At 69.1% G+C, this 26,387-nt stretch carries 25 protein-coding genes; 10 read left to right on the top strand and 15 right to left on the bottom strand.

Features of this window, described 5'->3' with window-relative positions; all coding sequences use genetic code 11:
• The first annotated feature begins 152 nt into the window (after positions 1 to 152).
• The 4 genes from EYW40_RS11865 to EYW40_RS11850 all read left to right on the top strand — a co-directional run bounded on the left by EYW40_RS11865 (position 153) and on the right by EYW40_RS11850 (position 7,180).
• Complete coding sequence (locus EYW40_RS11865; protein ID WP_135821811.1) at positions 153 to 572, top strand: PPC domain-containing DNA-binding protein; 420 nt, start codon at positions 153 to 155, stop codon at positions 570 to 572.
• Positions 573 to 5,609, top strand: a complete 5,037-nt coding sequence (gene polC / locus EYW40_RS11860) for a DNA polymerase II large subunit (protein WP_135821810.1) — start codon at positions 573 to 575, stop codon at positions 5,607 to 5,609.
• Positions 5,610 to 5,899: 290 nt separating this feature from the next.
• Positions 5,900 to 6,238: a TFIIB-type zinc ribbon-containing protein gene (locus EYW40_RS11855; protein WP_135821809.1), complete on the top strand. Its 339-nt coding sequence runs from the start codon at positions 5,900 to 5,902 to the stop codon at positions 6,236 to 6,238.
• A 42-nt stretch (positions 6,239 to 6,280) separates the two neighbouring features.
• A complete protein-coding gene (locus EYW40_RS11850; RefSeq protein WP_135821808.1) occupies positions 6,281 to 7,180 on the top strand; it encodes a ketopantoate reductase family protein in 900 nt (299 codons plus the stop codon).
• On the opposite strand, the gene EYW40_RS11845 is transcribed toward EYW40_RS11850, so the two are convergent.
• From EYW40_RS11845 to EYW40_RS11835, 3 genes are read right to left on the bottom strand one after another with little or no spacing between them, the layout of a single operon-like run.
• Positions 7,177 to 8,211, bottom strand: a complete 1,035-nt coding sequence (locus EYW40_RS11845) for a lysylphosphatidylglycerol synthase transmembrane domain-containing protein (RefSeq protein WP_202614507.1) — start codon at positions 8,209 to 8,211, stop codon at positions 7,177 to 7,179. The two genes, EYW40_RS11850 and EYW40_RS11845, sit on opposite strands and share 4 nt — an antisense overlap.
• Position 8,212: 1 nt before the next feature.
• Entirely contained in the window at positions 8,213 to 9,712 is a 1,500-nt protein-coding gene (locus tag EYW40_RS11840) for a sulfatase family protein (RefSeq protein WP_135821806.1), read from the bottom strand.
• A gap of 52 nt (positions 9,713 to 9,764) precedes the next feature.
• Positions 9,765 to 10,118: a NifU family protein gene (locus EYW40_RS11835; protein WP_135821805.1), complete on the bottom strand. Its 354-nt coding sequence runs from the start codon at positions 10,116 to 10,118 to the stop codon at positions 9,765 to 9,767.
• A 214-nt stretch (positions 10,119 to 10,332) separates the two neighbouring features.
• Here EYW40_RS11835 and EYW40_RS11830 point away from each other — a divergent pair, with 214 nt between their 5' ends.
• Together EYW40_RS11830 and EYW40_RS19640 are read left to right on the top strand one after the other, a co-directional pair.
• Positions 10,333 to 10,962, top strand: coding sequence for a helix-turn-helix domain-containing protein (locus EYW40_RS11830; RefSeq protein ID WP_135821804.1), 630 nt, complete (start codon positions 10,333 to 10,335; stop codon positions 10,960 to 10,962).
• A gap of 124 nt (positions 10,963 to 11,086) precedes the next feature.
• Positions 11,087 to 11,224: a hypothetical protein gene (locus tag EYW40_RS19640; RefSeq protein ID WP_161973203.1), complete on the top strand. Its 138-nt coding sequence runs from the start codon at positions 11,087 to 11,089 to the stop codon at positions 11,222 to 11,224.
• A 137-nt stretch (positions 11,225 to 11,361) separates the two neighbouring features.
• On the opposite strand, the gene EYW40_RS11825 is transcribed toward EYW40_RS19640, so the two are convergent.
• The 12 genes from EYW40_RS11825 to EYW40_RS11770 all read right to left on the bottom strand — a co-directional run bounded on the left by EYW40_RS11825 (position 11,362) and on the right by EYW40_RS11770 (position 22,063).
• The gene (locus EYW40_RS11825; protein WP_135821803.1) at positions 11,362 to 12,021 is read right to left on the bottom strand and encodes an ABC transporter permease; all 660 of its coding nucleotides are present in this window, start codon (positions 12,019 to 12,021) and stop codon (positions 11,362 to 11,364) included.
• A complete protein-coding gene (locus EYW40_RS11820; RefSeq protein ID WP_135821802.1) occupies positions 12,018 to 12,821 on the bottom strand; it encodes an ABC transporter ATP-binding protein in 804 nt (267 codons plus the stop codon). The genes EYW40_RS11825 and EYW40_RS11820 overlap by 4 nt, the downstream gene beginning before the upstream one ends.
• Complete coding sequence (locus EYW40_RS11815; protein ID WP_135821801.1) at positions 12,808 to 13,317, bottom strand: hypothetical protein; 510 nt, start codon at positions 13,315 to 13,317, stop codon at positions 12,808 to 12,810. Before EYW40_RS11815 ends, EYW40_RS11820 begins: the two co-directional genes overlap by 14 nt.
• A 9-nt stretch (positions 13,318 to 13,326) precedes the next feature.
• Positions 13,327 to 14,721, bottom strand: coding sequence for a radical SAM protein (locus EYW40_RS11810; protein ID WP_135821800.1), 1,395 nt, complete (start codon positions 14,719 to 14,721; stop codon positions 13,327 to 13,329).
• A gap of 130 nt (positions 14,722 to 14,851) precedes the next feature.
• Positions 14,852 to 15,175 carry a DUF5783 family protein gene (locus EYW40_RS11805; RefSeq protein WP_135821799.1) on the bottom strand — a complete coding sequence of 108 codons (324 nt, stop codon included), beginning with the start codon at positions 15,173 to 15,175 and terminating at the stop codon, positions 14,852 to 14,854.
• A gap of 822 nt (positions 15,176 to 15,997) precedes the next feature.
• A complete protein-coding gene (locus EYW40_RS11800; protein WP_135821798.1) occupies positions 15,998 to 16,363 on the bottom strand; it encodes a DUF5518 domain-containing protein in 366 nt (121 codons plus the stop codon).
• Between the two features lie 123 nt (positions 16,364 to 16,486).
• The gene (locus tag EYW40_RS11795; protein ID WP_135821797.1) at positions 16,487 to 17,911 is read right to left on the bottom strand and encodes a RecJ family nuclease; all 1,425 of its coding nucleotides are present in this window, start codon (positions 17,909 to 17,911) and stop codon (positions 16,487 to 16,489) included.
• A 40-nt stretch (positions 17,912 to 17,951) separates the two neighbouring features.
• Positions 17,952 to 18,695: a uroporphyrinogen-III synthase gene (locus tag EYW40_RS11790; RefSeq protein WP_135821796.1), complete on the bottom strand. Its 744-nt coding sequence runs from the start codon at positions 18,693 to 18,695 to the stop codon at positions 17,952 to 17,954.
• Positions 18,692 to 19,495: a uroporphyrinogen-III C-methyltransferase gene (cobA, locus tag EYW40_RS11785; RefSeq protein WP_135821795.1), complete on the bottom strand. Its 804-nt coding sequence runs from the start codon at positions 19,493 to 19,495 to the stop codon at positions 18,692 to 18,694. The genes EYW40_RS11790 and cobA overlap by 4 nt, the downstream gene beginning before the upstream one ends.
• Complete coding sequence (hemC, locus tag EYW40_RS11780; protein ID WP_135821794.1) at positions 19,492 to 20,610, bottom strand: hydroxymethylbilane synthase; 1,119 nt, start codon at positions 20,608 to 20,610, stop codon at positions 19,492 to 19,494. Before hemC ends, cobA begins: the two co-directional genes overlap by 4 nt.
• A gap of 62 nt (positions 20,611 to 20,672) precedes the next feature.
• Positions 20,673 to 21,122: a hypothetical protein gene (locus tag EYW40_RS11775; RefSeq protein ID WP_135821793.1), complete on the bottom strand. Its 450-nt coding sequence runs from the start codon at positions 21,120 to 21,122 to the stop codon at positions 20,673 to 20,675.
• A 341-nt stretch (positions 21,123 to 21,463) separates the two neighbouring features.
• Entirely contained in the window at positions 21,464 to 22,063 is a 600-nt protein-coding gene (locus EYW40_RS11770; protein ID WP_135821792.1) for a conditioned medium-induced protein 4, read from the bottom strand.
• A gap of 140 nt (positions 22,064 to 22,203) precedes the next feature.
• Between EYW40_RS11770 and EYW40_RS11765 the strand changes: the two genes are divergently transcribed.
• The 4 genes from EYW40_RS11765 (at position 22,204) to EYW40_RS11750 (ending at position 26,369) form a co-directional block, all read left to right on the top strand.
• Positions 22,204 to 22,785 carry a biotin transporter BioY gene (locus EYW40_RS11765; RefSeq protein WP_135821791.1) on the top strand — a complete coding sequence of 194 codons (582 nt, stop codon included), beginning with the start codon at positions 22,204 to 22,206 and terminating at the stop codon, positions 22,783 to 22,785.
• Positions 22,782 to 23,483, top strand: a complete 702-nt coding sequence (locus EYW40_RS11760; RefSeq protein ID WP_135821790.1) for an energy-coupling factor ABC transporter ATP-binding protein — start codon at positions 22,782 to 22,784, stop codon at positions 23,481 to 23,483. Before EYW40_RS11765 ends, EYW40_RS11760 begins: the two co-directional genes overlap by 4 nt.
• Entirely contained in the window at positions 23,477 to 24,181 is a 705-nt protein-coding gene (locus tag EYW40_RS11755; protein WP_135821789.1) for an energy-coupling factor transporter transmembrane component T family protein, read from the top strand. The genes EYW40_RS11760 and EYW40_RS11755 overlap by 7 nt, the downstream gene beginning before the upstream one ends.
• Before the next feature lie 85 nt (positions 24,182 to 24,266).
• Entirely contained in the window at positions 24,267 to 26,369 is a 2,103-nt protein-coding gene (locus EYW40_RS11750; protein ID WP_135821788.1) for a (Fe-S)-binding protein, read from the top strand.
• The last annotated feature ends 18 nt before the right edge of the window (positions 26,370 to 26,387 follow it).

Below are 26,387 nucleotides of genomic sequence, written 5' to 3'. Positions count from 1 at the left end.
CCCTTCCCCGGGTTGGACGGCTCGGCCCGCCGCGGGGCCTCGCCGTCCGCCCGGCCACCTGCGGATGGTTCCCATAGTGCTTCGCCGAGCGGACGCGCCCGGACCTCCCGGGATACGCACCTTTTTTGCCCTGGCCGACGCTTCAAGTTGGTATGCAATACCGCGAGGTCGAGACCACGGGGGAGTATCTGGCACGGCTCGACAACGGTGCCGACTGGCGCGAGGAGATAGAGGGGCTCGCGGCCGAGGTCGACGCCGACGCCGCCTGGTTCGCCGCGATGGGGGCGGTCCAGGACGCCGAACTCTGGTTCTACGACCAGGAGACGTTCGAGTACGAACCGGTCGAGTTCGACGAGCACCTGGAGGTCGCCGCCTGCGTCGGCAACGTCTCGTGGCTCGACGGGGAGCGGTTCGCCCACACCCACGCCGTCCTCTCGCGGCCGGACGGCGAGGCGCTGGCGGGCCACCTGAACGCCGCGACCGTCTTCGCCGGCGAGGTCCATATGCGAACGTTCGACACGACCCTGGAGCGGGAGCACGACGGGACGACCGACCTGGACCTCTGGCTATAGATGCGGCCGGAGGACGAACGGTACTTCGAGCGGCTCGAATCGGGGCTCGACGACGCGTTCGGCGTCGCCAGAGCCGCGCGCGAGCAGGGCCACGACCCCGAAACCGAGGTCGAGATCCCGGTCGCCAAGGACATGGCCGACCGCGTCGAGAACATCCTCGGGATCGACGGCGTGGCCGAGCGCGTCCGCGAACTGGAAGGCGAGATGAGCCGCGAGGAGGCGGCGCTCGAACTCGCCGAGGACTTCGCCGAGGGACGGGTCGGCGACTACGAGACGAAGGCGGGCAAGGTCGAGGGCGCGGTCCGCACCGCCGTCGCCCTGCTCACGGAGGGCGTCGTCGCCGCCCCCATCGAGGGGATCGACCGCGTCGAACTGCTCCAGAACGACGACGGGACAGAGTTCGTCAACGTCTACTACGCCGGCCCGATCCGCTCGGCCGGCGGGACCGCACAGGCGCTCTCGGTGCTGGTCGCAGACTACACCCGCGCGCTGATCGGCGTCTCCGAGTACAAGGCCCGCGACCAGGAGGTGGAGCGCTACGCCGAGGAGGTGTCGCTGTACGACGACGAGACGGGCCTCCAGTACTCCCCGAAGGACAAGGAGACGAAGTTCATCGCCGAGCACACCCCCATCATGCTGGACGGGGAGCCGACGGGCGACGAGGAGGTGTCGGGGTTCCGCGACCTGGAGCGGGTCGACACCAACAACCCCCGCGGCGGGATGTGTCTCGTCCTCGCCGAGGGGATCGCCCTGAAGGCCCCGAAGATCCAGCGCTACACCCGGAACCTCGACGAGGTCGACTGGCCCTGGCTCCAGGACCTCATCGACGGCACCATCGGGAAGGACGCCGACGACGGCGACGCGGACGGCGAGGCTGCCGACGGCGACGACGACGAGGCCGACGAGGGCGATACGGCCGACGACGGGGCCGACGAAGGGGACGACGCGCCGGACGGCCCGCCCCGCGTCGAGGAGTCCTGGAAGTTCCTCCGCGACCTCATCGCCGGCCGGCCCGTCTTCTCGCACCCGAGCGAGACCGGCGGCTTCCGCCTGCGCTACGGGCGCGCCCGCAACCACGGGTTCGCGACCGCCGGCGTCCACCCCGCGACGATGCATCTGGTCGACGACTTCCTCGCGACGGGCACGCAGATCAAGACCGAGCGCCCCGGCAAGGCCGCCGGCGTCGTCCCCGTCGACTCCATCGAGGGGCCGACCGTCCGCCTCGCCAACGGCGACGTGCGCCGGATCGACGACCCCGAGGAGGCCCTCGAGGTCCGCAACGGCGTCGAGAAGGTCATCGACCTCGGCGAGTACCTCGTCAACTACGGCGAGTTCGTCGAGAACAACCACCCGCTCGCGCCGGCCGCCTACGCGTTCGAGTGGTGGGTCCAGGAGTTCGCGGACACCGATGCCGACGTGCAGGCGATGGCCGACTCCGTCCGCGTCGACCTCGAAGATCCCACCCCCGACGAAGCGATCGAGTGGGCGACCGAGTACGACGCGCCGCTCCACCCGACGTACACCTACCTCTGGCACGACCTCGACGTCGGGGAGTTCGAGGCGCTCGCCGACGCCGTCGCCGCCGGCGAGGTCGTCGACGGCGACCTGCTGGTCGAGCACTCGCCGGCGACCCGGGAGGCGCTCGAAGCGCTCCTGGTCGAGCACCGGCAGGGTTCCGACGCGATCGCCGTCCCCGTCTGGCGGCCGCTCGTCCGCTCGCTCGGCCTCACGGAGGAGTTAGGGCACACCTGGGACGACCTCTCGGCGGCCGCCCGGGACTGGGAGAACGCGGTGCAGGCCGTCAACGAGGTCGCGCCGTTCGCGGTTCGCGAGCGCGCGCCCACGCGAATCGGGAACCGGATGGGCCGCCCCGAGAAGTCCGAGTCACGCGAACTCAGCCCGGCCGTCCACACGCTGTTTCCCATCGGCGAGGCCGGCGGGAGCCAGCGCGACGTCGCCGCCGCCGCGGGCCACGCCGAGACGATGTCGGACACGCCCGGCGAGGTCGAGGTCGAGGTCGGCCGCCGCGAGTGTCCCGGTTGCGGCGGCGAGACGTTCCGCCCGAAGTGTCCCGACTGCGGCGCGCACACCGAACCGCACTACCAGTGTCCGGACTGCGAGCAGGACCTCGAACCCGACGAGGCCGGGCGCGTCCACTGCTCGCGCTGTGAGGTCGACGGCACCTCCGTCGAGTCCCGCGTCGTCGACGTCCACGCCGAGTACCGCGAGGCCCTGGAGCGCGTCGGCGAGCGCGAGAACGCCTTCGACATCCTCAAAGGCGTCAAGGGGCTGACCTCGACGAACAAGACGCCCGAGGCGGTCGACAAGGGGGTCCTCCGGTCCAAACACGGCGTCTCGGCGTTCAAGGACGGCACCGTCCGGTACGACATGACGGACCTTCCGGTCACCTCCGTCCGACCCGCCGAACTCGACGTCACGGTCGACCAGTTCCGCCAACTGGGGTACGAGGAGGACGTCCACGGCGACCCGCTCCGGCACGCCGACCAGCTGGTCGAACTGAAGGTACAGGACGTCGTCCTCTCGGACGGCGCGGCCGAACACCTGCTCAAGACCGCCGACTTCGTCGACGACCTCCTCTCCCAGTTCTACGACCTCGACCCCTACTACGAACTGGAGGAGCGCGACGACCTCGTCGGCGAACTCGTGTTCGGGATGGCCCCGCACACGAGCGCCGCCGTCGTCGGCCGCGTGATCGGCTTCACGAGCGCGGCTGTGGGGTACGCACATCCGTTCTTCCACGCGTCGAAGCGCCGGAACTGCTTCCACCCGGAGACGAAGGTCTGGTACGAGGACGAAACAGGGGAGTGGCACTACCAAGCGATCCGCACACTCGTGGAGGACCGACTCGACGACCCTAACGAGGATGACTTCGGGACACTCGTACAGGAGTTAGACGGTAATGTGCGCGTCCCGTCGCTAGACGGGAACGGCGAAACCGTCCGAAGGCCGGTAGAGGCGGTTTCGAAACATCCTTCGCCCGATCACTTGGTTAGGATCGAAACCTGCAGTGGGCGTGAGATCACTGTCACCCCGGACCACGACGTTCACGTCTTCGATGGAGAGGGACTCGCGGCAAAGCGGGCCCACGAAGTTACGTCGTCGGACTCGCTGGTGTCACCGTCCCAAGTGGACGTCCCCGGTTCTCGCACCCGATTCGATCTGCTCGAAGAGTTCCTCGCAAACGACGAGGTTGCCAACGAGGCACTCATGGTGAAAGGGTTGGAGAAGGATGCACTCTACGAGCTCTTCACCGAGATACTCGAAGAGGATTGGGACGGACGGTTCTACCCACTAAAGAGCACCGCGAAGTATCTCGGTCTCACGAAGAAGGAACTGAGCAACTACGTCTACCGGGAGAGTATCCCCGCCTCAATCCTCGTTGACCTACTCGGGTCGCCGGCCGCCGTCGCTGATCGTGTTCCGGATGGCGTGACCCTTGGTATGAAACGTGACTCGGTCGAAATCGACAGGTGCGTCGAACTCGACGCGGATCTCGCTACGCTTCTGGGCTACTACGCCGCGGAGGGGTTCGCCCGAGAGCAGACGACACCGAAGGGGGTGATCCACCAGACGACCGTTTCCGGCGTCGAGGCGGAAGCACGCGATTTCTTCATTGAAACGTTCCGGTCCGCGCTCGGCGTCGATGCGTATCGGGAAAACGAGTACAAAGTCACCGTTTCGGGACGGTTGCCGCGAGTGTTCTTCGAGACGGTGCTCGACTGTGGGGCTGGTGCTGCGGACAAACGCGTTCCGCAGTGTATCTTCGATGCCTCCGACGACGTCGTCGCCGCGTATCTCAGCGGGTACTTCAGCGGCGATGGCACCGTCGAAAAAGACTGCTTGAAGGTTTCGGCGACGACAGTTAGTCGGACGCTGAAGGAGGACGTGCTTGCTCTACTCACCCGACTGGGGATCTCGGCACGCGTCAGAACCTCGAATCCGATTCCACTCAGCGAGAAATTCCCCGAGTTCTACGAGTCCGACTCCCCGATGTCGTCCAAGTCGTACGTTCTTCACATCTCCTCGACGGACGCTGTTCGGTTCGCCGAGGAGGTTGGATTCCATCTCTCGCGAAAGCAGAACCGGCTGAGGTCACAGGTCGAAACGATCGAACCACGGGGACGGCGCGTCTTCGACGGGGGAAGCGGCGAGTATCTGGTCGATGAAGTCACCGACGTTGAGTACGTCGCGGCTGACACTGACTACACGTACTGTCTCACCGTCGAAGGGACCCACTCCCTCATAGCGAACGACACCTCCCAAAAGCAGTGTGACGGCGACGAAGACTGCGTGATGCTGCTGCTCGACGGCCTGCTCAACTTCAGCAAGTCGTACCTGCCGGACCAGCGCGGCGGGCAGATGGACGCCCCGCTCGTGATGTCCTCGCGCATCGACCCCTCGGAGATCGACGACGAGGCACACAACATGGACGTCGTCTCGCAGTACCCGAAGGAGTTCTACGAGGCGACCCGCGAGATGGCCGACCCCGGCGAGGTCGACGTGGAGATCGCCGAGGACACGCTCGGCACCGACGCGGAGTACGCCGGGTTCGAACACACCCACGACACGACCGACCTCGCGATGGGGCCGGACCTGTCGGCGTACAAGACGCTCGGCTCGATGATGGACAAGATGGACGCCCAGCTCGAACTGTCGCGGAAGCTCCGGGCGGTCGACGAGACCGACGTGGCCGAGCGCGTCATCGAGTTCCACTTCCTGCCGGACCTCATCGGGAACCTCCGGGCGTTCTCCCGGCAGGAGACGCGCTGTCTCGACTGCGGCGAGAAGTACCGCCGGATGCCGCTGTCGGGCGACTGCCGGGAGTGTGGCGGCGACGTGAACCTCACGGTCCACCAGGGGTCGGTGAACAAGTACATGGACACCGCGATCCAGGTCGCCGAGGAGTACGGCACCCGCGACTACACGAAACAGCGCTTGGAGGTGCTGGAGAAGTCCCTGGAGAGCATCTTCGAGAACGACAAGAACAAGCAGACCGGCATCGCGGACTTCATGTAACCGCCGTCGGCTCGAGGACGGCCAGCCCGAGGTTTTTGTACGAAGCCGCGGCCAGCGCCGCCGTGCTCTGATACGGACTGTTGTACCTGTGTCCCGGTGTGTGCCGGCCTGGGGTCGCTAACACCCGGAATTGACGTACAACAGTCCGTATGACCAGCCGCCGCGGAGCGGCCGAGGTGGGTGTGCGACGACCCGCTCCGCGGCCCGTCGCGTCGCCTGTTCGCTACGTTACCTGTCCGTGAGTTGCCGGACCGCCCCACGTTTATAGCCGTTGCCGCGGTACGTCGAGCATGGCTGGAGGGGGAGAAACACCGGCAGCGGAGGGCGAGGAAGAGGCGGAAGAGGAAGTCAACCGGCTCGACATCGGGCAGACCGTCTACGACGAGGACGGCACGGAGCTCGGCCACATCCGCGGGTTCGACCGCGGCGGGTTCTTCGTGTCGACCCGCGATGGCGTGGAGGGGTTGAGCGTCGAGCACGCGCGCTCGGGCCACGAGTTCGGGGAGGCCGAACTGATGTGGCGCTGTACCGAGTGCGGGGAGATGGGCGAGATCGACGAGGGGCTCCCCGACCGCTGTCCCGGCTGTGGCTCCGAGAAGGAGGCGCTGATGTACTGGACGGAGGACTGACCCCGCCGGCACCCTGATTACCGCAGGGGCCGACCGCCCGGTATGGACGTGGTCGTTTACGGCGCGGGGAGCCTCGGGAGCCTCGTCGGCGGCTTGCTCGCGCGGGAACACGACGTGACGCTCGTGGGCCGCGACCCCCACGTCGCGACCGTTCGGGAGTCGGGGCTGCGTGTCGACGGCGCCGTGTCAGGCGACGTTCGGCCCGACGCGACGACCGACGGGACCGGCCTGACGGCCGACCTCGCCGTGGTGACGGTGAAGGCGTTCGACACCGCGTCCGCCGCCCGGGACCTGGCGACCGGCGACTACGGGGCTGTGCTCTCGCTCCAGAACGGACTGGGCAACGAGGCGGCGCTCGCCGAGCACGTCGACTGTCCCGTCCTCGCGGGCACCGCGACGTACGGTGCGGTCCTCCGGGAGCCGGGCCGCGTCGAGTGCACGGGCGTCGGCGAGCTAACCGTCGGCCCGCACGAGGGCGGCGACTCGGCGGCCGCCGGGCGCGTCGCACGGGCGTTCCGCCGTGCCGACCTGCGCGTCACGGTCGCCGACGACATGCCGCGCCGCCTCCGGGAGAAACTCGCGGTCAACGCCGGGATCAACGCAGTCACGGCGCTGGCTCGCGTCGAGAACGGCGAACTGCTCGACGGGCCTGCAAGCGACCTCGCGCGGACGGCCGCCCGCGAAACCGCCCGGGTTGCTCGCGCGGAGGGGATTTCCCTTCCCAACCGCGTCGCGCTCGCCGCCGTCGAGGAGGTGGCGACCGCGACCGCCGACAACGACTCCTCGATGTATCAGGACGTGCGCGACGGCCACCGCACGGAGGTCGACGCGATAAACGGCTCCGTGGTCGACTGCGCCGACGAACACGGGATCGACGTGCCGGTGAACCGGACGCTGACGGCGCTGTTGCGGGCCTGGGAGCGCGGCCGAGACCTGCGCTAAACGCGGGCGAGCACCCAGACCGCGGCGATGCCGCCGACGCCCAGCGCGAACCAGTAGCTCGCGACCCGGTAGACGGTCGCGATCGCCAGCCCGTCGGCGGCCGTCAGCGCGGTGAGCGCGACGACGAGGCCGACGAGCGCCCCCTCGACGGCGGCTAACCCGCCTGGGGTGGGCACCATCCCGGCTAGCGTGCTCGCGGGGACGATAAAGAGGGCCAGCAACAGCGGAACCGGCAGGTCGAGCGCCAGCCCCGAGAAGTACAGCGGGAGCGCGAAGAACGCCCAGCCGACGTACGCGAAGCCCGTCGCCGTCAGCAGCGCCCGGGGCGACGACGTGATCCGGCCGACGGAGTCGTAGAAGCGCTCGATCCGCGTTCTGGTCCCCTCGACCGTGACCCGGTCGGTCCACCGGGCGACCGGTCGTACGACCCGCAGAACGACCCCCTCGACGCGCCGCCGATACTGCCAGCCTGTAACGACGAGCACCGGGATACCGACCGCCAGCGCGCCGAGACCGACCGCCAGGTCCGCTGCGGTCTCGCTGAGCTGCGAGCGGAACAGCAGGTAGCCCAGCCCGACGGCGGCGAAGTTGAAGAACGGGAGCAGGTTCAGCAGGTCCGCGGTGACGACGCTCGCGAGGCTCTGCTCGTAGTTCGCGTCGGTGTCCCGCGAGAGGACGTAGGCGATGAACGGCTCGCCGCCGGCCTGCCCGAGCGGGGTGACGTAGTTGGCGAAGGTCGCAGCGAGGTAGGTCACCACGAGCTTCCGGTATGGCACGTCGATCCCGCCGACCCGGAGGACGATCTGCCAGGCTTTCCCCCAGGCGGCGAGACAGCAAAGCGTCGAGAGACAGCCCGCGGCGACCCACCGGAGCTCCGCGGCGCGGAGCCGCGAGAGGGTCCGCTCCCAGCCGACCGCGACCGCGAGCAGGTAGACGAGCACGACGGCCACGAGGAATCCGGCGGCTATCTTCACCGCCGTCCGGCGGTCGAACGCGTCCGACAGGTCGACGGATCCGGTGGGTTCGGTCACGTCAATCGATGTAGCCCAGATCCTGCAGTCGCTCCTTCGCGTCCTCGTCCATGTCGTCCAGGACGGCCTCGTCCGTTCCCGCGGCGTCGCCCTCCCACGGGGAGCTGACGCCGTCCTCGAACCGCTCCAGGGCGGCCCGAACTTCGGCGACCGCGTCGTCGTCGCCGGCGACGTTCTCGGTCTCGCCGGGGTCCTCGTCGATCCGGTAGGCCTCGTCGTCGATCCGCTCGTTGCGGATGTACTTCGCGTCGGGTCGCCGCCCGGCGCGCATCCGGGAGTAGTACCGGGAGTCCTCGTCGAGGGTGATCCCGGCGGCGCTGGCCTTCTCCTCCAGTTGCTTCAACTCGACGACCGGGCGGGAGTACTCGACGAAGGCGAACTCCCCGTCGTCGAACCCGCGGTAGTCGTCCGACAGCAGCGAGCGGCGGTCGTCGAGCGCGACGGCGTCCGGGGCGCTCGGGTCGACGCCCGCGTGGTCGAGCACCGTGTGGTACAGGTCGAGGAGTTCGACCTGCTCGTCGTACCGCCCGGGGTCGACGTCCGGGTGTTTCACCATGAGCGGGACGTTGACCAGCGGGTCGTAGATGCAGAACTCGTGGCCGTACAGGCCGTGTTCGCCGTGGAGTTCGCCGTGGTCGGCACAGACGACGACCAGCGTGTCCTCCCAGCGGCCCTCCGCCTGCAGCCAGTCGAACAGCCGCCGGAGTTCGGCGTCGATGTGGCGGATCTCGGCGTCGTACAGCCCACGGATGTCCGACCACTCGTCGTCGTCGATGTCCCGCGCGCCGCAGTTGTACTCCTTGGAGTTCTGGCACACCTCGGTGGAGTCGACGCCGGGCGCGAACTCCTCCTTGTACTCCTCGGGCGGGTGGTACGGCAGGTGGGCGTCCATCAGGTTGACGAAGGCGAAGAAGTTCTCGTCCTCGTCGACGCCGTCGACGAACTCCTTCGTGCGGTCTATCACCTGCGGGGTCTTCGAATCCGACCCCTCGCCGCTGGCGAAGTGCTCGTGGAACTTGTTGCCGACGCTGACCAGCCAGTCGGCGGCCTTCCGGAGGCGCTCGTTGTCGTTCATCGTCTTCCAGGCCTTCGCCAGCGGGCCGCTCAGGAACTCGCCGGGCATCACCTGGAAGAAGTTGTCCTGGTCGTCGAACCCGTCGGTGAGGTGGGTGTAGGGGGTGATCCAGGCGTTCGAGGAGTAGCAGGCGCTCTCGTGGGTGGCCGACAGCGACTCGGCGAGCGTCGCCGTCCCCTCCAGATACGGGTTCTCCTGGTTCGCGCCGTGGTCGCTCGGATACCGCCCGGTGAACAGCGAGGCGTGCACGGGGAGGGTCCAGGGGGCCGGGGCGACCGCCTGCTCGTAGACGGCGGCGTTCTCGGCGAACGCTTCGAGTCCGGGCGTCGTCGGCCGGTCGTAGCCGTACACGGACAGGTGGTCCTTGCGCACCGTATCCATCACGACGAAGAGGACGTCCCGGCCGGACGCGTCCGCGGTAGTCATACCTACGGGGGGTCGTCCGAGCGTTAAAAAGACTGCTTTCTCCGCGCCGCCTTCAGAACGGGGCCTGCGGGCCTTCGTCCGCGCCGTCGTCGCCGTCGTCGGTCGTCTCGCCGGGGAACGACGGCTCCATGCCGCCGCCACCGCCGCCCATGCCGGTGTTGGCGTGGACCTTCTCGATCTCGGGGATCTCCTTGACCATGCGGCTCTTGATCGCCTGGATCGTCATCGGGGAGATGCCACAGCCGGAACACGCGCCGCCGAGCTGGATCGACACCTCGCCGGTCTCGCGGTCGATGTCCTGAATGGCCGCGCTGCCGCCGTGCATCTGGATCTGGGGGAAGTTGCGCCGCAGGAAGTTGCTGACGCGCTCTTCGAGGTTGTCCCCGTCTTGAGTGTCCGTGCTCATGGATCCCGATTGGTGGGCTGCGGTCTTAGGCCTTGCCCCTTACGCCGTCCTTGTCGGTTCGCGCGTCCGTTCCCGCCTCGCCGGCCGGCGCTGTTGCCGTGTCCCAAGCCGTGGCCGGCTCCCGCTCTCGCCCGTGTTCGTAATCCGTTTAAGATTCATAATTTATTGTCTGAAGGGATAGATTTATTCGATATCGGGTTGATTGTTTCCCGTGATGGGTGGAAGGGTCGAGATCTCGTTGTCCTGTCGGTCGCTCTGTCCGGTGGTCGCGCTGTCGCGGGACGCCGACCGTCGAAACGAGGTGCTCACTCGGTGTACGACCGCACAGCACGGCGTGGTCGAGGAGTTCACCAGCACGGCGTCCGGCCTCGACGACGAAGACAGCGTCGAGAAGGTCTTCTCGACCGGCGCGACCGACGTCTATCGGCTCGAACACGACGGGGCCACGCCGTGTCCCCGCGAACGGATCGAGAGCCACGGCTGCCCGGTCGCCAACGAGTACATCGAGGGCGACCGACTCCACCTGACGCTGCACGCCGACGACCACGAGACGGTCAGAGCCGTCGTCGACGACCTCCGGTCGGCGGTCGACGACGTTCGGCTCGACCGGTTCGTCTCCGACGGCTCCACCGGCTGGTCGGAGCCCGCCACCGTCGACCTGGGGCGGCTCACCGACCGACAGCGCCAGACGGTCGAGACGGCCTTCGAGATGGGATATTTCGGCCAGCCCAAGGAGGCAAACGCCAGCGAGGTCGCCTCGGAACTCGACATCGCGCTGTCGACGTTCACCGAGCACCTCGCGGCCGCACAGGGAAAGCTCTTCGAGGAACTGCTGGGCAGATAGCGCCCCGCCCGGTCGGGGTCGCTCGGTATCGGCCGCGATGTGACTTAAAAACCCGTTACTTTTACTCATAACTCCTATTCTGAAACCGGGCTTACCAACGAATGCGCCAGGAGGTGAGAAAACCATGGACCCGACCATACTGACCGCGAACCCGCAAGCGTCCGAGTGTGGTGCCTGCGGGGCGTGTGGCGTGTGTGGGATCGACGGCCCGGTTCCGGACGCCGAGGCCGCGGCCCTGCTCGCCGGCGCCGCGCTCATGTGACACGGCCACCGAACCTCGCGGTTCGGCGGTAGCACAGCCATCCAACCGGTTCCCGGACGATACCCGTTTTTTCGGCTCCGAGTCGACGCGGGACGCGAGAACGCAGGCCCGACGCCGCTGGGGGGAACGCCGGACCGTCAGGAGAGCAGGATGCGCTCGGAGTCGACGCGCGTGAGGAGGGCGACGCTGGCGACCGATATCGCGACCACGGCCGCGAACACGACCGCCATCACCGAGTCGGGGTCGACGCCGAGGTCGAGGACGAACGCCGGGAGTCGAAACAGCGCGATGAGGATGGCGATGGTTCCGAACGTCGCCAGCCGGGGTGTGTCGAGCAACAGCAGCAGGGCGACGCTCGCGGAGGTCAGCCCGACCGCGAACACCAGCGAGACGCCGGCCAGCAGCAGGAAGTACGATGGGCTGACCGTCTCCATCCGGAGGTAGAACAGCCCGCCGACCACCGCGGCCGTGACGAAGCTGATGGCGGCGGTGGGGGCGACCTTGCTCAGGAACAGCTTCCACGGCGCGACCGGGAACGTGAACAGCCGGTCGTACACGTCGTTCATCTTCGCCTTCAGGACGACGTTCGACCCGACAAAAAACGACGCCATGTACGCCGCGCCGAGCATCACGAGGAACAGGTAGAGACGTGACACCGCCGCTGGCGGCGAACTCGTCCCGACGAGCGCGTCGAGCGGCGACTGGGAGTAGACGTACCCGACGACCGCGGCGAGGACGACTATCGGCAGCCGGGGGACGTTCTTTAGTTCGAGCCAGCAGAGCCGACCGAACTTCATCGGCTCACCCCCAGCACCGAGAAGTAGAGCCGTTCGAGGTCGACCCGTTCGAATTCCCCGTCGTGCCCGTCCGGCGGCTCGTCGAACACGTAGACGTCGCCCGCCCGGTGCTCGTCGAACTCGGGGTGGTCCCCGCGGAGCACGAACACGTCGTCCGAGATGTCCGTTTCGAGGACGGTCCGGCCGTTCCGGATGATGCCGACGCGGTTACAGAGCGCCTGCACCTCGTCGAGGTTGTGGGAGCTGAACACGATCGTCTTCCCGCGGTCCCTGAGATCGACCAGCAGGTCCTCGACCGCGACCTGTGCCTCCGGGTCGAGCCCCGACAGGGGTTCGTCGAGCACGAGCAGGTCAGGGTCGGGGAGCAACGCGTCGGCCAGCGTCGCCTTGCGTTTCATCCCCTTCGAGCAGTCGCCGAACTCCTTGTCCCGGACGTCGCGGTCGAGGCCGACGACGTCGAGGTAGTCGTCGATCCGCGCCGGGGGGACCTCGTACACCGCACAGGTGTGTTCGAGGTTGTCGCCGACCGTCCAGTTGGGGTCGAGCGTCTCGTGCTCGAAGGCGACGCTGACCCGGCCCATCACCGACCGGTCCTCGGCCGGCGACTGCCCGAGGAGCCGAACGCTGCCGTCGTCGAGTTCCAGCAGGCCCAGCAGCGCGTTGAACGTCGTGGTCTTGCCCGCGCCGTTCGGGCCGAGGAACCCGTAGATGTCGCCCTCGAAGACGGTCATGTCGACTCCCCGGAGTATCGGTTGCCCGTCGATACGTTTCCGGATCCCGGAGCCGTCAATCACCGTCATTGTTCACGTCTCCATACGTCGTCGTCTTACCGCTGTCGGTCATCGCCGAACTGAGCCTGGTCATCAGCGAGACGAACGTCAGGACGAACATCACCAGTGCGACCGGTCCCACGTCGACCGGGAAGAGGGGGGTGAGCCCGACGTCGAGCAGCGCGACCGAGAGGGGTAGGTACGCGCCCGCGAGCAGCCCCGTGACGTACGTCGGGAGGTACTCGGAGACGTCTATCTCGAACCGATATCGTATCGCGTTGAACCCGAGCGACCCGCCGAACGCCGCCGTGACCGCCCGCACGCCCGGGCCGCCCGACGCGACGAGCAATGCGCTGCCCAGCGCCGCGGCGGCCACCGCGATGTCGACCGTCCGAAGCTGCGAGGAGAGGGTGCTCTCGTCGTCGCCGTCGCTGTCGACGTACCGACGGGCGACGGTCAGCGACGTGACCAGCCGGACGTAGCCGTAGGCGCCGAACGCGGCACACGCGATGAGTAGCGGGTTCATCGTGTGGTGTCAGTCGCCGTCGAGCAGCCGTTCCATTCGAACGTGGGGACCGTACCGGCAGACGTCCGTGAAGTCGTTCTCGACCGTCGCCCGCGAGCGCAGGATGCAGTTGCGACAGAAGTGGAGGTTCGAGCAGTCGCCACAGATGTCCTTGTTCGGGGGCGTGCGGTCGTGGAACGCCTTGGTCACGTCGCCGACCGCCTCGAAGAACGCCGTGGGGTCCTCGAAGTCGAGCGTCCCGAGCCCGTCCCGGCCGTCCTCGGCCATCACGCACGGCCGGACCTCGCCGTCGGGGCCGACGGTGACCGTCTTCCAGCCGGCACCACAGTTGTGCGACCGGGCCTCGTGGCGCTCGGTGAAGTTCTCCATGTCGATTGTCGGTATCGAGTCGCCGTGTTTCTCCCGGACCCGGTCGGCCTGCTCGGAGAGGTCCTTCACGTCCTCGGTCGTCCAGTGGTAGTCCTCCAGCGCGCGGCCGAACGGCATCACCGGGGAGAAGGAGAACATGTCCGCGCCGAGGTCGATGGCGAGCGACGCGAGGTCCTCCATGTGGCTGGCGTTGGCCGGCGTGACGCTCATCGAGACCCGCGTGACGAAGCCACGGTCGGTTATCATGTCGATGCCCTCGGTGGTCAGGTCGTAGGCCCGTTCGGAGCCGCGGAACTCGTTGTGGTACTCGGGGTCGTGGCTGTCGAGGCTGACGCTGAACATCACCGAGTCGCGGTACGGTTCGAGCGCGTCGAGCATCTCCTCCTCGATTAACATCCCGTTGGTGAGGATACCGACGAGGTTGAGCCGCTCGGCGCAGTACGTCGCGATGTCGGTGAACCGGGGGTGGAGCGTCGCCTCGCCGCCGGTCAGTTCGACGGTGGTCAGCGAGGCGTCGGCCATCTCGTCGACCAGCGAGATGGCGTCGTCGTACTCCATGAACGTCCCGTTTTTCGGCTCGGCGACCCGGTAACAGTGGTCACAGGTGAGGTTGCAGGCGTCGGTCAGCTCCATCGAGAGGTGGATCGGCAGGTAGTACTCCGTGCTGCCTTTGACCGTGATGTCGCCGGACTGGGGCTCCTCGTGGACGTCGAGACAGCCCGTCTCCACCATGGTCCCGAGGAACTCGCGGACGCTCCGGCGCTCCGCGGACGTCTCCGCGAGTTCGTCGAGCAGTTCCGACACCGAGCGCGTGCCGTCGCACCGCTCGAGGACGGTCGCCGCGTCGAGGTCGACCCAGAGGAAGTCGTCGTCGCCCTTCGCGTTGTTCTCGACGTGGGCGGCCCGGTTGTCCGCCGGCAGCGCCTCGTTGACCACCGCGACGTCGGGCATTTTGATGAGCTGGTGCTCGGGGGTGAGCCGCGGGTACACCCCGTCCTGCTGGGAGTCGGTTCGTGCCGAAATCGAGCCCGTCATCGTTTTCCTGTGGCGTATCGTTGGCGCTCACGCCGGGTGAACGGTAATCCGATATTTACAGGTGGTTTATAAGGAGTTCCCCAGCGCGCGGCCGACCGTCGTCCGGGTGCCCGTGGGTCCGACGACGGGGCTACTCCTCCGCGAACCCGAACACGCGCTGCAGTTCGGCCTCTATCTCCTCGACGTAGCGGTCCAGCACGCCCTCGACCTTGTCGTCGGCCGCGATGACGCCCTGGATGCGCTCGGTCGGGTTCTCGGGCACCTCCACGCGGAACTCGCCGTCGCCCTCGTAGAACGGCTCGCTCTCGTTCAGCACCTGCTGGTCGATGGCGTGGACGAGTTCCGAGTCGTACCGGTCGTTCATCCGCTCGAAGGCGTTCCTGTACGCCCGCTGAAGCTCGGTGTAGTAGTTGGCGTACTTGTCCTCGAACTTCTCGGGGTCGAACTCGGCCATACGAGCGGGAAGGCGTCGCCCCGTCAAAAGTCGGGCGATCGCCCGGCTCAACCGCGGGTTCGTCTCCCCGCAGGCTCGCGCCCCGTCCGTGCCCACAACGCCACCAGTCGCCGATCCGCTGGCTGGATGGATCGAGCCACCGGCGCGGGGTCGGCCCTGTGCCGACACCCCCACCACGTCCGAGCGGCGCGGCTCCTGGTATCATTCCATATCGCAATATGCGATTTATAGAGGGGTCGAGTTGGGACCGGCAAACTGGCCCCCTGTCTGGCTCATCGCTGCACGATCGGTAGCGCAGTGGGTTACCTTCGACCGCGCCGCGCGACTCCTGTCGCGGCGAACGGCCGGGCAAGCACTGGCTCCGATCATGGGCACCGACAGTGAGACTCGCGGCTGACCCTATTCGCGTTCGATATCCCGGGCCAGGTTCTATCGACCGGTCGTTACATCAGTGACTGGTTGATCCATCGCGCGCGGCCGTCGGGCGGACAACCCCGTCAGGTAGTCCGGCATGGGTCCAGTCCCTCGTCGGGGGTCCGAACCCTGAGCAGGGAGTCCTTCGGTCCGCAGCCGCGGCCCATACTGGACGACCACGTCTTCGAACGCCGACCGGCCGATTCGATTCCCGCGGTCAGCCGCCCGCAGGGTGCCACGGTTCAGTCACCTGACCACGGCCTCCCGATGCTCGTGTCGGTTAAACCGTATTCCGATATACAGAACCGACGGTGGGCGGTGGTTCAACGACGCCATCGGTCGAGTCCCACTCCGTCGGAAGTTCGTTGCGGCCCCGTGGGGCGGTGTGGGACGTTCAGTAGCGGACTCTCATCCCCGAAGCGCGCCGCCGATCGCCCCGGCGAGCGCGCTGTCCAGCGCGAACAGGGCCGCGAGGAACACGACGACCAGCGAGAGGCCGGCCCCGCCGACGATGGCGTTGACCGGCTCCGTGACCGTCACGCCGAGGAACGTCGCCCCGACGAACACGAACACGGCGACGAGCAGGCCGCCGAACGCGCCGGCGAGCAGGCCGTGCCACGCGCCGCTGCCCAGCCCGCCGCCCGCGAGGTAGCCGGCGATGAACCCCCCGATCAGCCCGCCGCCGATCTGGCCGATGACGGGGAGCGCGAGGCCGATGACCGCGACCGTCAGCCCGACGAGAAAGCCGATACCGATCGCTCGCCAGTCGGTCATCGCTGACCACCCCGTCCCGCGCCGTCGTCCGCCGTGGACTGCCAAACTGTCATCTCCTGTTACGGGACGCTGTGGATCCATTTTGTTATGTCTCGGGTAGCGACGCTAAGCCCGGATTACCCGTCAGGAGAGCTGCTCGCCGACCAGTTCGTCGGCGCGCTCGACGAACTCGAGGCGGGTCCCGTCTGGGATCGTCGCGCCCGCGGCGACGTCGTGCCCGCCGCCGTCGCCGCCGACCGCGCGGGACGCCTCGGTCATCACGTCCGAGAGGTCCAGCCCCCGGCTGGTCATGCGGGGCGTGCCGCGGGCGGACACTTTGACCTCGACGGTGCCGTCGTCGGCCTCCTTCTCCGCGAAGGCGACGATGGGGCGGCCGCGGTCGACGCCGGGCGTCCCGACGGCCATGCCGGCGACGATGCCGACGATGGTCTCGCGGATGCGGTCGCCCGCGTCGAACCACTGGAGGTGCTCCTCGCGGGTGACGCCCTCCTCTTTCACCCACTCCAGCCCCTCGGAGAGGTTGCGGCGGTGGTTCGCGAGCAGCGTCTGCGCGCGGTCGAGCGCGTCGGCCCGGTCGCCCAGACAGACCGCCAGCCCCACGTCGGCCCGCTCGTAGCGGGCGGTCGCGTTCAGGAGCGTGGAGAACTCGCTGGCGTCCCGCAGTTCCGTGCCGGGCGCTTCGGCGGTGAGCGTGTACGTCGTGCCGACGAGGTCGTCGACCTTGCCGGGCGGGACGCCGGACTCGACGGCCCGCTGGACGAGCGCGCTGGCGACCGTCTGCTTCTCGTCGTCGGAGAGGTCCGCCCAGCGCCGCCACTCGCCCCCCGATTTCAGGTCGAGGTCGAGGGAGTCGAGGAACCGCAGCGCGCCGTTCCCGTCGTTGGAGATCCCGGGGATCCGCACGTCGGTGGCGTACTCCAGCAGCTTCGGGAGCGGGCGGGTCTGTTTCCCGTACAGCGCGAGGTCGGTACCGGTGTCGAGCACCCCCGCGGCCTCGCCCTCCGCGACGATGCCGGCGTTCGCGCCGACGAGTTCGCCGTCGGTCGCCTGCATATCGCCGACCGCGCCGACGACCGCGAGGGCGGCGAGGTCGCGATTGTCGCCGCTTTCGGGTTCCAGCGCCCGTGCGAGGACGTAGCTCGCGCCCGCGCCGGACAGTTCGCTCGCGCCGTCGATGCCGAACAGGAGGGGGTTGAGGTGGTGCTCGGTCTCGGCGTCGGCCGGCCGGTGGTGGTCGGCGATGACGGGGACGAAATCGCCCGCGGCCTCGTGTTCCGCGATGATCCCCAGTTGGCCGCTGCCGAAGTCCGTGAACAGGACGGTGTCGTAGTCGGTGGCGGCGATGCTGGCTATCTCGGCCTCGTCGAGTTGCTTGCTGAAGACGGTCTCGAAGGGGATCCCGGCCCGCTCCAGCGCGGTCGCCGCGATGCCGGCGCTCGTCAGGCCGTCCGCGTCGATGTGCGAGGCCAGCAACACCGCGTCGGCGGCCCGGAGGCGGTCGGCGCAGGCGGCCGCGCGGTCGGCCAGCGCGGGGACGGGTGCGTCCATCGGCAACGGCTTGGTGCGGCTCCGGGCTTAAACCTCCGGATCACTCCCGGTAGCTCGGCGCGGCCTCCTCGACCGTCTCGGTCGCCAGCGCCTCGAACGACGCGTTCTCGGGTACCACGTCGACCGCGACGCCGTGGGATTCGGCGGTTTCCCGCGTCGGCTCGCCGATGACCCCGACGACGGCGTCGTCGAGCCCCGCCACCGCCTCCTCCCGGACGCCCCGGTCGGCGGCGGCGTCGAGGAAGTGCTCGACCGTGAGCGACGAGGTGAAGATGACGGCGTCGAGTTCGCCGCCGGCGGCCAGTTCCGCCGACTCGCCGCTCCCCGCCGGGCGGACGAGGCGGTAGAGGACGGTCTCGTGTACCTCCGCGCCGGCGTCGGCGAGGCCGTCGGTGAGCACGTCGCTGCCGTGGTCGCTCCGGGCCACCTCAACGCGGGCGTCGGCGACGTCGGCTTCGAGCGCGCGGACGAGGCCGGCCGACGAGTACTCGTCGGGGACCAGGTCGACCTCCCACCCGGCCTCGCGCATGGCGCGGGCGGTGCGCTCGCCGATGGCGACCAGCGTCGCGTCGCCGGGCTCCCACCCCCACTCCGCGACGAGTTCGACGCCGGTCTTGCTCGTCATGACGACGTAGTCGCCCGGAGCGGGCGTCTCGCCGGTCGGCTCGACGGCGAGCATCGGGTCCGGGACCGGGTCCGCGCCGAGCGAGTCCAGCAGTTCGACGGCCTCGTCGATCCGCTCGTCGTCGGGGCGGAAGACGGCCGCGCGGACGTCGCGGGTCACGCGGTATCACCGCCGTCGGCGTCGCTGGGGTCTGCGGGACCGCCGTCGCCGCCCCGCCCCCGCAGGAACTCGACGACGCGGTCGCGGCTCGCCGCCACCTCGCCGATCACGGTGATCGCGGGCGGTTCGATGCTGTGTTCGTCGCGGGCGTCGACGATCGTTTCGAGCGTGCCGGTCGCGACGCGCATGTCGGGCCAGGTGCCGCGCTCGACCAGCGCGACGGGGGTCTCGGGGGCCTTGCCCGCCTCGCGGAGCGCCCGGGTGTAGTCCGGCAGCCTGCCGACGCCCATCAGGACGACGATAGTGCCGCCGGTGGCCGCAAGCGCCCCCCAGTCGACCGCGGACTCCGGCTTCGTCGGGTCCTCGTGGCCCGTGACGAAGGAGACGCTGGAGGCGTGGTCGCGGTGAGTGACGGGGATGCCCGCGACGCCGGCCGCGCCGACGGCGCTCGTCACGCCCGGTACGACCTCGAAGGGGACCCCGCGCTCGGCGAGGTACTCCATCTCCTCGCCGCCGCGGCCGAAGACGAACGGGTCGCCGCCCTTCAGGCGGACCACGTCCTCGCCCGCCTCGGCCAGGTCGATGAGGCGCTGGTTGATCTCGGACTGGGGCGTGCGCTCGCCGCCGGCGCGCTTGCCCACGTCCTCGCGTTTCTCCGCGGGGATCCGCTCGATGATCTCCGGGCCGGGGAGCTTGTCGTGGAGGACGACGTCGGCCTCGTCGATCAGGCGGGCCGCGCGGACGGTAAGCAGTTCCGGGTCGCCGGGACCGCTCCCGACGAGGTAGACGGTCCCGGTCATTCCTCGCGCTTGGCCGCGGTTTGCTCGTCGTCCTCGCGCCGCGCAGCGGCGATCAGGTCGTCGGCCCCCCGCTCGGCGAGGTCGCGGGCGAACGCCCGCGCGGCCTCGGCGTGGCGCTCGACGGGCAGGTCCCTGGTCGCTGTCACGCTCTCCTCGCCCGCGCGGTCGAACACCTGCACCGCAGTGTGGACGTACTCGCCCTGAATGATCGCGTGGACGCCGATGGGGGCGACGCAGCCGCCGCCCAGCTCCGAGAGGACGGAGCGCTCGACGGTTGTCTCGACGCGGGTCCGCGGGTGGTCGAGCACGGTGTGTATCGTCTCGGCCACGTCGTCGTCGGCGACCGTAACCGCGAGCGCGCCCTGGCCGGGCGCGGGGACGAACTCGTCGGTCGGGAGCCGCTGGTAGTCGACGTGGTGTGCGAGGCCGCTCCGTTCGAGGCCCGCCTCGGCGAGCACGATGGCGTCGTACTCCGTCTCGACCTCCCGTTCCATCGCGCGGCGCTCTATCTCGCTCAGGTCGTCGAACCACTCCTCGACGGTGCGCTCGTAGGGGAACTCGTAGTCGTCGCCGGCGTTGCCCTTGCGCTCTTTCTCCTCCTCGGTGCGCTCCTCGTGCTCGCGCTGGAGGCTCGGGGCGAGGAGCTTCTCGATCCGCGTGTCGACGTTGCCCCGGAGGGGTTCGACGGTCAGGTCCGACCGCGCGTTGCGGACCTGCGCGCCCCGGCGGAGGCTCGACGTGCCGACGGTCGCGCCCTCGGGCAGTTCCTCCAGTCGGCGGCCGTCCGGCGTCACGAGCGCGTCGCCCGGCGCGGCCCGCTCCGGGATGCCCGCGACGACGAGGCCGTCGGGCTGGTCGGTCGGCATGTCCTTCATCGAGTGGACGGCGGCGTCGAGTTCGCCGGCCAGCACCTTCTCGTCTAAACTCCGGACGAACGCGCCGGTCTTGCCGAGGCGGTGGATGAGTTCGTCGCTCACCCGGTCGCCCTCCGTCTCCACCTCCACCAGTTCGGCGTCGACGCGGCGCTCCTCAAGCGCCGCCTTCACCGTCGCCGCCTGGCGGGTGGCGAGGTCAGAGCCCCGCGTCGCCAGTCGGAGCGTCCCGTTCGTACTCATACCTCCACCTCGGCGTTCCACCTTGAAACCCCCTTCGTAACGCGAGTTCGCCCGGCCCGCGGTCAGGGGGTGCCGACGTGCTGGTGACGCTGGTAGAGGTAGTACAGCGACACCGCCACGTCGAGCAGGAACGCCGTCGCCACGATGCCGACGACCGCCACGAGCGCGTACAGCGCCGGGTCGGGATCCCACCCCACGTCCGCCGCCGCGACCGCTTCCGCGTCGAGGTAGAGCGCTATCGGAAACAGGGCCGTCAGCACGGTGCCGACCATCCCGAGCAGAAACAGGGGCAGGAACACCACGACGAGCGGCCCGGCGACCGCCATCGGTCCCATCATCCCGCCCATCGGCAGGCCGAAGCCCAGGCTGAAAAACAGCGCCGCGACGACCCAACCGAACACGAGGAAGCCGAGCAGCGAGAGGACGGGCATCACCGCGACGACGTACCACCAGTTCGAGTCGACGCGGTCCGCGGCGGCGCGGTCGGTGGAGGGGGATTCAGGCGCGGACATACTCGAGACGACGCCCCGACGACACATAAAACCGAAACGCGGCCGGCGATGGATCCACAGGATCCACAACGGCCAGCGCGAGCGCGCGGCGCACCGACGCGCCGCGAGCGAGCGTTCGGGGAAGGGCAGGCGTTCGGCTGTCGAGGGAGTGGCAAGCATACGGCGGCTTCGTCGCCGTTTCGCCGCGAACGAGCGCAGCGAGTGAGCGGTCCAAGGAACCATCGAGGGGCGGCTTCGCCGTCCCGAGATGGTGACGCCGTGATTTTGCTCGAGCTTTTGCCGAGCCTCGGGAAACCGGCGCGTCAGCGCCGTGTTTCCCGTCGCGCAGCGCAAAAGGTCGTCTAGAAGTCCACGTCCGTCTCCATCCCCTCGGTCGCGTCGGCCAGACCGTCCTCCTGGACGTCCTCGGTCAGGCCCCCGGAGAGGTCGCCGTCGGCGAGCAGGCGGTCGAACTCGTCGCGGTAGCGGTCGTTGGCCCCCCGCGACTCGTTTTGCGCGCGGACGACGCGGCGGTACCGGCGGACCGTCGACTCGCTGACGTCGAACTCGTCGGCGAGTTCGGCGGTGCTCGGGTCGTCCGTGAGCCGCTCCCGGAGGGCGGCCAGGTCGAAGGGGGCGTCGGTGTCGCGGTCGCGGACGAGGTGGAGGTCGAGGCGGGCGCGGAACGCGACCTTCCGCGAGACGTCTAACTCGCGTGCGATGGTGGCGTCGCTCTCGCCGTCGTAGAACAGTTCGACGAGCGTCACCAGGTCGCCGTCGCCGAGGTCCGTCCCGAACTCGTACCGCTCCCGCATCCGCGATACCACGCTCCGCAGGCGGTCCTCGACCCCCTCCGTCTCGTCGGTCAGGGAGCCGGGCGTCTCCTCCTGGGACTCCGTCACCGTCTCCTCGTCGGTGACGTCGATGAAGATGTCCCGGAGCTCCTCCGTTTTTTCGTCCATTGGTCGTATGGAACCACGTTGCCGGCGACGGTACAAAAAAGCTTGTCGCCGGACGGCGGCCGGGTCGGGGTTCTCGTAAACCATATCAAATTGTGGAGTAAACCAGTACGTTCTTGGCACCGGCCGTTCCAGGGGTGGGCATGAGCACGGACACGGACTCGGTCGAACTGGTCGACGACCTGACGGTCGGCTACGTCGCGCAGGCGGCGCTTTTGGCGGCGTTCGTCGGCGCGGGGGCGTACGTGTCGTTCCCGCTGCCGTTCTCCTCGGTGCCGGTGACGCTGCAGGTGCTCGGCGTCTTCCTGGCGGGCATCGTCCTCGGCCCCGTGTGGGGGGCGGCCTCGATGGTGCTGTACCTCGCCGTCGGCGCGATCGGCGTGCCGGTGTTCGCGGGCGGCGGCGCTGGCGTCGGGACGTTGCTGGGGCCGACGGGCGGCTACCTCTGGTCGTACCCGGTCGCCGCGGCGCTGATCGGCGGCGTCGTCCACCGCGGCATCGACCTCCGGGACCCGGCGACGGTGTCGGTGCCGGTCGTCGCGGCCGCGCTGGTCGCCGGCACGGTCGTGATCTACGCGTTCGGCGTCGCGGGGCTCGTGGCGGTCGCGGGGTACGGCGTCGCGGAGGCCGTCAGCGTCGGGGCGCTGGTGTTCGCCCCGGGCGAGGCGGTGAAGATCGCCGCGGCGACGGCCGTCGCCCGCAGCGGCCAGCTGCCGACGCGATGATCGAGGCACGGGACCTGGTCCACCGCTACGGCGACGCGCGGGCGGTCGACGGCGTCTCCCTGACCGTCGACGACGGGGAGTTCCTCGTCCTCGCGGGCGCGAACGGCAGCGGCAAGACGACGCTCGTCCGGCACTTCAACGGCTTGCTGACGCCCGACGGGGGCGAGGTGCTGGTCGACGGGACGCCCGCGACCGAGGACCCCGTCGCCGCGCGGACGCGCGTCGGGATGGTCTTCCAGAACCCGCGTGACTGTTTCGTCGCCGCGACGGTCGGCGCGGACGTCGCCTTCGGCCCGGAGAACCTCGGACTGGACCGGGCGGAGATAGACCGCCGGGTGGACGAGGCGCTCGCGGCCGTCGACATGGCCGGGCGTCGCGACGACCGGATCGGGTCGCTGTCCGGCGGCGAGCAGGCGCGGGTGGCCATCGCCGGCGCGCTCGCGATGGAGCCGGCCCACCTCGTCCTCGACGAGCCGTTCGCCGGGCTCGACGACCCGGCGCGGCGGTCGGTACTGGACCGGCTGGCGGCGCTGCACGACGGCGGGACCGGCGTCGTCGTCGTCACGCACGACCTCCGGGACGTGGGCACGCTGGCCGACCGGATCGTCGCGCTCGCCGACGGTCGGGTCGCCGTCGACGCGCCGCCGGACGGGGCGGCCGCGGAACTGTCCGGTGTCGACGTGCGCGTCCCATGGTGACCTACGAGCCGGGGTCGTCGCTCGCCCACGGCTTCGACCCGCGGGCGAAGCTGGCGTTTCAGGTCGGCTTCGCCGCCGCGGCGTTCGCCTATATCTCCCCGCGGGGGCTGGCGGCGTCGACCGCGCTCGCGCTCGCGGCGCTTGCGGCGGCGGGGCTGTCGCCGCTCCGGGCGCTCGCCGCGTTCCGGTTCCCCCTCCTGCTGCTCGCCGTCGCCCCCGTCTTCGCGGCAGTCAGGCTCGGGCCGCCGTGGGTCGACCCCGGTGCGGCGGCCGACTCGGCGCGGCTCGCCTACCGCGTCGTCCCCGTCTTGCTCGTCAGCGCCGCGTACGTCCGGACGACGCCGGTCCGCGAGTCGCGGGCGGCGCTCCAGCGCGTCGTACCGGGGAAGGCGGGCCGCGTGCTGGGCGCGGGCGTCGCCATCACGATCCGGTTTTTCCCGGTGCTGCTGGCCGACCTGCGCCGGATCCGGGAGGCGTCGGCCGCCCGCCTCGGCACCGAGCGGCCGCTCCGCGAGCGGCTTCGAACCGTCGCGCTGGCGGGCGTCGGCCGGGCGTTCGACCGCGCCGACCGCCTCGCGCTCGCACTGCGCGCCCGCTGTTTCTCGTGGAACGCGACGCTCCCGGCCCTCTCCTTCCGGTGGCGGGACGGCGCTCTCTGCCTGCTGGCGCTCGCGCTCGCGCTGTCGCCACTCCTGTAAACGTTCCACGAGTTCCCGATTTGACGGGGACGGCGCGGCGGTTCGCGTAACAAGATTTAAGCGCCCGGTGTCCGCGTGATCGTACATGACATTCGTGGCCCAGTCGGGGGACGCGGTCACGCGGGAGACGTTCTGGACCATCAGCGGGGTCGGGGAGGTGCTGTTTTACTACCTCGCTGCGGTGGCGGTCCTCGTGTTCCTCTACGGCGTCTACGACCGCGTCGCCCGCTACGCCCGCGGCGCGGACGACCCGTTCGACCGACTCGACGACCTACCGGGACGCGTCCTCGCAGCGACGAGAACCGTCTTCTCGAACGTCAACCAGTTCGACAGAGATCTGTACGGCGGCCTCATGCACGCGTTCATCTTCTGGGGGTTCCTGACGCTGCTCATCGGGACGACGATTCTGGGCATCGACATGGACATCGCCCGCAAGGTCGGCGAGTCGTTCTGGACCGGCGACTTCTATCTCGCCTACTCCCTGACGATGGACGCCATGGGCCTGCTCTTTGTCGTCGGCATCGGCATGGCCCTCTACCGGCGCTACTGGGTCCGCAACGAGCGCCTCTGGGGCAAACACACCGGCCCCGAGGACCATCTGTTCGTCTGGGCGCTGTTCGTCCTCGGCGTCGGCGGCTACCTCACTGAAGGCCTTCGCATCCTCGGCACCGGCTTCCCCGACTTCGAAACCGTCAGTTTCGTCGGCTGGTTCGTCGCCGACGTGTTCGCCCTCGCCGGCATGAGCGAATCGCTGGCCGTCGACCTCTACTGGTGGGCCTGGTGGTCACACGCCTTGGTCGCGCTGGCCTTCGTCGCCGCCATCCCCTACGCCAAACCCTTCCACATGCTCTCCTCCTACGCCAACGTCGTCGCCCGCGACGACCAGGCCGGCAAACGCCTGCCCGGTGTCCCCGACGACGCCAGCCCCGAGGAGATCGGCTACACGGGCGTCGAGGACTTCACCTGGAAGGATCGCCTCGACCAGGACGCCTGTACGAAATGCGGCCGCTGTTCGTCGGTCTGCCCCGCGAAGGCTTCCGGCCGCCCGCTCGACCCCCGCGACGTCATCCTCGACCTCAAAGCCTACCGCGAGGCCCTGGGTGCCGGCGACGCCGAGGAACAGCCGATCATCGCCGACGGCGGGACGAGCGTGATCAACAGCGAGACGATGGAGTCCTGCATGGCGTGTATGGCCTGCATGGACGCCTGTCCGGTCGACATCGAGCACCTCAAGCAGTTCACGGAGATGAACCGGCGGCTGACCGAGTCCGGCCAGATGGACGCCAACGTCCAGGACGCCATGATGAACGTGTTCCAGAACGGCAACACGTTCGGCGACCCCGAGCGCAAGCGCCCCGACTGGACCGACGACCTCGACTTCGACGTGCCCGACGCCCGCGACCAGCCGGTCGAGTACGTCTGGTACGTCGGCGACTACCCCAGTTACGACGAGCGCAACCGCCGGATCGCCCGCGCGCTGGCGACCGTCTTCGAACGCGCCGGCGTCGACTACGGCATCCTCTACGAGGACGAACAGACCGCCGGCAACGACGTCCGTCGCGTCGGCGAGGAAGGCCTCTACGAGATGCTCGTCGAGGACAACGCGGCCGCCATCCAGGACTGCGAGTTCGAAAGCATCGTCTGTACGGACCCCCACGCGTACAACACGTTCGCGAACGAGTACCCCGAGTTCGACGCCTGCGAGTGGACCGGCCACGACGTGTTCCACTACACCCAGGTCGTCGCGGACCTGGCCGAACGGGGCGCGCTCGGCCTCGACGGAACGGAACTGGACTACACGGTCACCTACCACGACCCGTGTCATCTCGGGCGGTACAACGACGTGTTCGAGGCACCGCGCGAGTTGGTGCGGGCGACCGGCGCGGACCTGTTCGAGATGCCGCGGAACCGGTCGGACTCGTTCTGTTGCGGCGGTGGTGGCGGCGGCCTCTGGATGGAAGTTGAGGAGGAGACGAAACCGAGCGAGGAGCGCCTGCGCGAGGCCCTGGAGGACACGGACGCGGGCGACGCGGTCGAGAAGTTCGTCGTCGCCTGCCCGATGTGCGCGACGATGTACGAGGACGGGCGCAAGACCGGCGGCTACGAGGACGACATCGAGGTCGTCGGCCTGACCGAACTCCTCGCCGAGGCGATCGGCGCGGACGGGCGGGCTTCGGTGTCGGCCTGACGACAGGTTTATTTTCCC

The sequence above is a fragment of the Halostella litorea genome (assembly GCF_004785955.1).
Classification (GTDB): domain Archaea; phylum Halobacteriota; class Halobacteria; order Halobacteriales; family Natronoarchaeaceae; genus Halostella; species Halostella litorea.
Note: the sequence above shows the minus strand (reverse complement) of the source record. Positions and strands in the feature narration are given on the sequence as shown.